General features: G+C 73.2%; 1 protein-coding gene. It reads left to right on the top strand.

From position 1 onward, the window contains the following. Window positions 1-600: glucose-6-phosphate dehydrogenase assembly protein OpcA (locus tag VXC91_RS46645; protein ID WP_329513373.1), on the top strand; the 600-nt coding region annotated here is incomplete at its 5' end.

The following is a 600-nucleotide window of genomic DNA, read 5'->3' on the forward strand; positions in this document are numbered from 1 at the left end:
CTGCCGCTGCTGCTGCCGGACGCTCCCGTGGTGGTGTGGTGGCCGGTGGACGCGCCGGACAACCCCTCCAGGGACCCGTTGGGTGCGCTGGCGCAGCGTCGGATCACCGATCTGTATGCCGTCGAGGCGCCGTTGGAGGCCCTGGCGACGCGGGTGGCCTCGTATGCGCCGGGGGACACCGATCTGGCCTGGACGCGGTTGACGCCGTGGCGGTCGATGCTGGCTGCGGCGCTCGATCAGGCGCGCACGAAGGTGACGTCGGCGGCGGTGGAGAGCGAGGCGGAGAACCCGAGTGCGGAGTTGCTGGCCCGCTGGCTGCAGGCCCGGCTCGGTGTGCCCGTGGAGCGGGTGGTCAGCGGCGGGCCGGTCGTCACGGCCGTCCGGCTGGGCACCGCAAGGGGTGAGATCGTCATCGACCGTCCCGAGGGCCCGCTGGCCACGCTCACTCTGCCGGGCCAGCCGGCGCGGACCCTGGCGTTGAAGGTGCGCCCGACCTCGGAGCTGATCGCGGAGGAGCTGCGCCGGCTGGACGCGGACGAGATGTACGCCATCGCCCTGCGTGGCGAGGGCAGGAAGAAGGAGGGGAAGGGCCGTGGCTGA

It is taken from the genome of Streptomyces chiangmaiensis (assembly GCF_036281785.1).
Lineage (GTDB): Bacteria > Actinomycetota > Actinomycetes > Streptomycetales > Streptomycetaceae > Streptomyces > Streptomyces chiangmaiensis.